This window comes from Pseudovibrio sp. SCP20 (genome assembly GCF_057774105.1).
In genome coordinates this window covers 1-6829 of the sequence record NZ_JBYMDH010000010.1, presented here as the reverse complement: position 1 = coordinate 6829, position 6829 = coordinate 1, and the positions used below count along the sequence as shown (strand labels likewise).

Genomic DNA, 6829 nt, shown 5'->3' with positions numbered 1-6829 from the left:
GATAGCTCGATAGCTCGATAGCTCGATAGCTCGATAGCTCGATAGCTCGATAGCTCGATAGCTCGATAGCTCGATAGCTCGATAGCTCGATAGCTCGATAGCTCGATAGCTTCTTCTTCAAATACTCCAAGGGTCTCTTATGGCGACGTGCCTGCTTTGCAGCCTGTGCTTTGCTATTGGCCTGAAACCTGGATTGTATAGGTTTATAGGGGAAGATACTTACAAGTTGTTGTCTGGGTTAATTTGATTAAATATGGCATAATTAAGATTATTCATCTCATATGCTCTGTATAAGTTATATGAATTCAAATATTATTGGGAATAATATCTAAATATACATATTAGATAAAATGCAATGAAAAAACTTTCATAGAGACATGTTCTTTGAGTCAAGTAATGACTCGGACTATACTTGAAAACTCTCTCTGAGTCCGAGTATGTCCGCTAGATATATCAGAAAATGATATGCTTGGCGGAGAATTGAAAATGACTAATGAAACTGGTGTGCTTGACGAAAATGTACCGTCTGCACCTGAAAATCACCCTGATGGCTGCGGTTGTTCGTGCTGTTCTGAAAATACTTCAGAGAATGCGGAAGGCACAAACAGCTCAGGTAATGGCAGCGGTAAAAGAGTTGCTACACTCGATGAACTATCTGATTTTCTGAAAACGAAGTATTGGGGGAACCCTAACTGGTTCAACCTCAGTGGATCGGGTGTACACGCAAAGTCTGGCACACTTACTTACAACGTCTCTGGGAGCCGTTTTGATAGTGATGGTGTGAGTGCGCAAAGTGCAGCCCATATTAAGAAAGCGCTGGACTATGTGGCTTCTGTCACTGGCATTAACTTTGTTGAAACGACAGAAGAAACGGCAGATCTCAACTTTACCAATAATGTGAAGGGCAAGGCATTTGCTGGCCACGGTGGTTATTCCTGGGATCGGGAGAATGGGAATTGGATTGTTGAATATTCACGCATCAATCTGAGCGAAGGAGGTTCCCACGGTAATCCAAATCAAAAGAATGGCTATTTTGCACATACCACTCTTCACGAGATCGGACATGCATTGGGTCTGGGCCACCAGGGGCATTACAATGGGAGTGGCAGATACCCCAATAATACGACCTTCCTGAACGATTCCAGACTTGTTTCGGTGATGTCCTATTTCGGTCAGGGGGAAAACCCGACTTCAGGCGCCACAAACGCAGTCCCTCAAACCTTTGCTGCGGCGGATCTGCTGGCATTGGACAAGATATATGGTGACCAGAGCTATAATGGACAAACCTTTGGCACCAGCAATGCCTTCCTGGGCGACACAGTCTACGGTTTTAACACCAATATTTCAGCGGAAGGCAACCGCAGAATGGTGGACCTTGCTCGTTACGGAAACAACAACTCCTACACACTTGTTGATGGTGGCGGCAATGACACGCTGGATCTGTCGGGCTTCAGAAAGGCTACGATAGATCTGCGCGTGACACAGGCTGATGATACGTTGCCATATTCCTCCTCTGTTGAAGGAGAGCGAAAGAATATCAGCATTGCGGTGGGCACTGTCATTGAAAACGCAGTAGGCACGCGTGGCAATGATAAGATCACCGGCAACTTTGCAGATAACCACCTGTGGGGTGGTCGTGGTAACGACAAGATGTATGGCCTTGAGGGGGATGATCACTTCTACCTTGAGGCTGGCAATGACGTTATGGACGGCGGCGAAGGATCGGACTGGCTGCATATTGATACTGATGCGGATATGACCGTCGATCTCAATCGGGAGGAACTGGTTTCTTCCTTCGGTCGTGACAGGATCATCAGCATTGAGAATGTTGATAGTGGTTCCGGTGATGATCGCCTTATCGGTAATGAGGCTGACAACAAACTGCAGGGCAATGATGGTGATGACACCCTTTATGGCAATGAAGGGAATGATTACCTAAAGGGCGGCAACGGCAATGATGAGTTGTATGGCGGTGCAGGGAATGATCGCTTTGATCTGGATGCTGGTGATGACCAGATTCACGGCGGTGATGGAACCGACATCATTTACTTCTATGGCCGTCAGGATGCGCGTGTTGATCTGACTGAAAACACCATTGAAACAGCCTATGGTAACGACACGATCTCCGGCATTGAGAGCATTTCTGCTGGTCACGGCAATGACTATCTGCGCGGCAATGCAGAGAACAACAGCATTCGCGGGAACGGGGGGGGACGATATCATCCTTGGTGAGGCTGGTGATGATTATCTCAGCGGATCCCATGGTAATGATGAGCTCTATGGCGGAACCGGTAATGACACTTTGAATGAAGGTTCTGGTGATGATCTGGTTGAAGCTGGCGAGGGTGATGACCGCCTTATTCTTGGAGATGGTAATGACATTCTCGATGGCGGTGCTGGCAATGACCGGATCACCATCAATAGCAAAAAGGGTGCTCGTATCGATCTTGCTGTGACGGATGTGCAGGATACCGGCTACGGCATGGACAAGATCACCAATGTGGAGAATATCACCGGCAACAAACATGATGATGTGTTTGCGGGCACGGATGGTGCCAACTCCCTGCGCGGTATGGGTGGCGATGATGTGATCGATGGCCGTGGCGGCGATGATAAGCTGGAAGGCAATGACGGCAACGACAAAATCAAAGGTGGTGCCGGAAATGACATCATCTTTGGTGGTGAAGGTGATGATGAGCTGTCCGGTGATGATGGCAATGATCGAATTTACGCCGGTGGTGGTGATGATGTCTTCATCATGGGGCAGGGTAAAGACCTGCTGGACGGTGGTGCCGGACATGACATTGTGCGGGCATCCGATGATGAGGCTCTGATTGTCGATCTGAAGCATACCCGTCTTGAGACGGCTTCTGGTGTGAAAATCCTGCGTGGTATCGAGGGGTTTGAAGCTGGCGGTGGTGATGATCAGCTGATCGGTACAGAGGGTGACAACACTCTGATTGGCAATGCCGGAAATGACGTGCTGTCCGGTCTTGGCGGCAATGACCGTCTTGAAGGCGGTGAGGGTGACGACAAGCTCTACGGCGGAGCTGGCGATGATACCCTGATCGGCGGTGCGGGAAATGACATTCTTGAAGCTACGGAAGGCAATAATGTGCTGCATGGAGATGCAGGCAATGATCTGCTGACCACAGGTGACGGGGATGATGAGCTGCATGGCGGTGCCGGTGAGGACAAGCTGACCTCAGGCGATGGCAATGACAAGCTGTTTGGTGATGATGGTTCTGATGAACTGCGTGCCGGTGCCGGGGATGATGAACTGCACGGCGGAGCTGGTGAAGATCAGCTTTACGGTGAGAGTGGCAATGACACGCTGCATGGCGGGGATGGTGATGACATCCTGCGTGGTGAAGCTGGAGATGACGAGCTGCACGGTGATGCTGGCCATGACAACCTGATCGACACAGAGGGGAACAATGCCCTGTTTGGTGGTGATGGGGATGATTATCTCGAAGCTGGTTCCGGCAAAGACATCCTTGATGGCGGCGCCGGCAATGACACCATCCTTCTCTCCCGTGGCCGCGACACCATTCGCGGTGGTGACGGGGTTGATCATCTGATTGCTGATTATGATGAGAATCTCAACATCAATCTCTCTTTCACTTCCGCGCGAAATACGGGGATTGGTCTGGCTGACATTACAGGCATCGAAAACGTCACGACTGGCTCGGGCCGGGATCGTGTGACCGGCACTGATGCAGACAACATTATCAAAACCAATGCTGGTGGCGATGTTCTTAATGGCGGTGCTGGCAACGATAGCCTGTGGGGCGGTGCTGGCCGAGACATGCTGAATGGTGGCGATGACGATGACCTACTGGAAGGCGAGGCTGACAACGATATTCTCGATGGAGGCAATGGGGATGATGTGGTCAATGCGGGAGACGGCAATGACAAAATCACCCTTGATGAAGGCGATGACATCATCCGTGGAGGTGAAGGCAAAGACAGGCTGATTGTAACTGGCTCAAAAGGTGCTCATGTTGATTTGAGTAATACTGGCGCTCAAGACACCGGCTATGGCCTTGATACGATCACTGGCATTGAAAACATCAGTGGCGGTGATGGAGATGATCATCTGACCGGTGATGACCTTCGCAATGAGATCCATGGTGGAAATGGAGATGATGTACTGTCGGGTGCCGGCGGTGATGACTATCTGCAAGGTGGGAGTGGCAATGACACTCTCAATGGCGGCAGTGGTAATGACAACCTGAATGGCGGCGACGGCGATGACACTATCAATGGTGGCGACGGTTCTGACTTGATCACACTCAGCACGGGCACGGATATCATCGATGGCGGTACTGGCAATGATACGCTGACCTACGATGGCTCTGAGTCTGTGAAGGTTGATCTGTCGGTTACAGAAATGCAGGACATCGGGATCGGTTTTGCCAAGATCTCTCATGTTGAGAGAGCCTCGGGTGGTTCTGGTGATGATATCTTGATCGGTAATGAAGGTCAGAATGCGCTCAGGGGTGGCAAAGGCGCTGATACGCTGCAAGGCGGCGGTGGTCGGGATTACATCAATCTCGGCAATGATGATGCCGTTGATACGGTGATCTATACGTCGGTTTCAGATGCGTCTGTTGTTGGGATTGCTGAGCGGGTCAGTGAGTTTGATCATGGCGAAGATCTCTTCGACTTCAGCCGGATTGATGCCAACGCTAAGAGTATTGGAGATCAGGCTTTCCTCTTCAGCGAAGAAGGTGCAGCGGCGCATTCTGTCTGGATCGATGCAATCGGATCGACGCAGTATGTCTATGCTGATGTGGATGGTGATGCGAAGGCTGACATGAAAATTGCTGTCAGTGCATCTGATGCTCTGAGCGTTGAGGACTTCATCCTCTAAACATCAGTCTTGATACAAAAGAACCGCTGCGGCTTCTCTGCATTTTTGCAGGAGCTGCGGCGGTTTTGCTTTGGGATGGTCTGTTCTGATCACCTGCCTAGCAGAGGTGCTAGCGGCTGATTGTCAGGTCAGCCCCATTTTCATGCGGGCGACATAGAGGGAGAGGATCGCGGCGTTGGAGACGTTGAGCGATTTGATCTCTCCAGGCATGTCGAGGCGGGCGAGGGTGTCGCAGCTTTTGCGCACGCCTTCGCGCACACCTTTTCCTTCAGAGCCGAGCACGAGCAGGGTCTTATCAGTAAAGGCGGTGTTTTCGACAGCTTCCGGGCCTTCACTGTCCAGAGCGATGGCCTGATAGCCCTTGTCGCGCATTTCTTCCACGAAGCGGGCCATGTTCTGAATGCGGACGTGTTTGATCATGTCCAGCGCGCCGCTAGCGGTTTTGGCAAGAACCGGACCTTCTTCAGGTGCGTGGCGGCGGGTGGTGACAACGGCGTCGGCATTCAGCGCAACGGCGGAGCGGAGGATTGCGCCTACATTGTGCGGGTCGGTGACCTGATCCAGCGCGAGGACCAGCTGGCCGTCTTTGAGTTCTTCCGGACCGTACTCGGGCAGGGCGTCAACCAGAAGGGCCGCGCCCTGGTGGACAGCGTCTTTGCCGACGAGCTTGTCGATGTCGCGCGGGCTGGCGTCTTCAACCGGAACATCAATCTTCAGATTGCGTTCTTCCAGTCGGCGCAGGGCGTTTTGCGTCACAACGAGCTTGTGGCGTTTGCGCTCCGGGTTTTTGAAGGCTGCTTCAATGGTGTGGAGGCCATATATATAGAATGGGCCATCTTCAGCAGCTGATTTCTTCTGCCAGGGCTTGCCTTTTGAAAAGCTGCCGCCAGAGGATTTTCCGTCCGGGCGCTTTTTCTTATAGGGCCGGTCGTTGCCCTGTGTCGGGCTCCAACGGCTGCCGCCTGTGCTCTTTTGATTTTTAAAGTTGCTCATGGGCTCTCGATACTCTGGTCAAGATCAGGCTTCAAGGGAATAAAGAGGGGAGACTAAACATTCCTTTTTTATGCCTTTGAGAAAAAGAAAGTGCGCGGCCTTTTAAATGGGTTGAAGAGCGGGCTGTTCAGATCGTTTTCCAGAAAAAAGAATTTACGTCAAAATTGCCGGGTTCACTGTGAAGAGCTGTGATTTAGCAAGGTTCTACGTAAAATCCGTCGGTTAGTTTTCCGACAAAAAAGGGGGAAAACTATCTGCCTTGTTGATTTTGCACAGGCACTTGCAAAAGAGGCGTTGACAGATGGCGTTCTCAGCGGCATAAACCGCGCCACAGGACGCGGCGCAACTGCTTGTCAGTTAAGCGGCGTGTTTCGCAAAACGAGTTTCAAAAAGTTCTCTTTTGGAGAATTTTTCGTCGATCTCGGAGGAGTGCCCGAGTGGCTAAAGGGGGCGGACTGTAAATCCGCTGGCTATGCCTACGTTGGTTCGAATCCAACCTCCTCCACCATCGACAAGAAATTGGTATTGCGGGTGTAGCTCAATGGTAGAGCAGAAGCCTTCCAAGCTTACGACGAGGGTTCGATTCCCTTCACCCGCTCCAAGATCTCGAAAGTCGCTTTGAGAATTTATCCTAAAGAATCCTTGGGGTCCTCGTTTGGATGGCTCCGAGCCTTGATCGACGGAACTACGATTAAATAGAGAGCTACGCCCATGGCGAAGGAAAAATTTGAACGTAATAAGCCGCACGTCAACATCGGCACAATCGGCCACGTTGATCACGGCAAGACTACGCTGACTGCTGCTATCACCAAACAGTTTGGTGACTTTAAAGCATATGACGAAATCGACGGTGCTCCTGAAGAGCGCGCACGTGGTATCACCATTTCCACAGCGCACGTTGAGTACGAAACCGACGCTCGTCACTACGCACACGTTGACTGCCCAGGCCACGCTGACTAT

The 6829-nt window shown here is 51.1% G+C and carries 4 protein-coding genes and 2 tRNA genes; 5 read left to right on the top strand and 1 reads right to left on the bottom strand.

Going from position 1 to position 6829, the window contains the following annotated elements; translation table 11 throughout:
• Positions 1 to 486: 486 nt before the first annotated feature.
• Together AC3CB2_RS23400 and AC3CB2_RS23395 are read left to right on the top strand one after the other, a co-directional pair.
• Positions 487 to 2232, top strand: coding sequence for a M10 family metallopeptidase C-terminal domain-containing protein (locus AC3CB2_RS23400; protein WP_352936781.1), 1746 nt, complete (start codon positions 487 to 489; stop codon positions 2230 to 2232).
• Complete coding sequence (locus AC3CB2_RS23395; protein ID WP_352936779.1) at positions 2177 to 4876, top strand: calcium-binding protein; 2700 nt, start codon at positions 2177 to 2179, stop codon at positions 4874 to 4876. Before AC3CB2_RS23400 ends, AC3CB2_RS23395 begins: the two co-directional genes overlap by 56 nt.
• A 123-nt stretch (positions 4877 to 4999) precedes the next feature.
• Here AC3CB2_RS23395 and AC3CB2_RS23390 read toward each other — a convergent pair whose 3' ends face one another.
• Entirely contained in the window at positions 5000 to 5869 is an 870-nt protein-coding gene (locus AC3CB2_RS23390) for a TrmH family RNA methyltransferase (protein WP_352936777.1), read from the bottom strand.
• A gap of 423 nt (positions 5870 to 6292) precedes the next feature.
• Here AC3CB2_RS23390 and AC3CB2_RS23385 point away from each other — a divergent pair.
• The 3 genes from AC3CB2_RS23385 to AC3CB2_RS23375 form a co-directional block, all read left to right on the top strand.
• A tRNA-Tyr gene (locus AC3CB2_RS23385) sits at positions 6293 to 6377 on the top strand.
• Between the two features lie 19 nt (positions 6378 to 6396).
• A tRNA-Gly gene (locus AC3CB2_RS23380) sits at positions 6397 to 6470 on the top strand.
• Between the two features lie 110 nt (positions 6471 to 6580).
• On the top strand, positions 6581 to 6829 hold a 249-nt coding region (locus tag AC3CB2_RS23375), incomplete at its 3' end, for a GTP-binding protein (protein WP_352936770.1).

Bases quoted from the DNA above. Each gene is read 5' to 3' on its own strand.
- AC3CB2_RS23390 (WP_352936777.1), bottom strand. From the start codon at position 5,869: ATGAGCAACTTTAAAAATCAAAAGAGCACAGGCGGCAGCCGTTGGAGC.
- AC3CB2_RS23400 (WP_352936781.1), top strand. From the start codon at position 487: ATGACTAATGAAACTGGTGTGCTTGACGAAAATGTACCGTCTGCACCT.
- AC3CB2_RS23395 (WP_352936779.1), top strand. From the start codon at position 2,177: ATGCAGAGAACAACAGCATTCGCGGGAACGGGGGGGGACGATATCATC.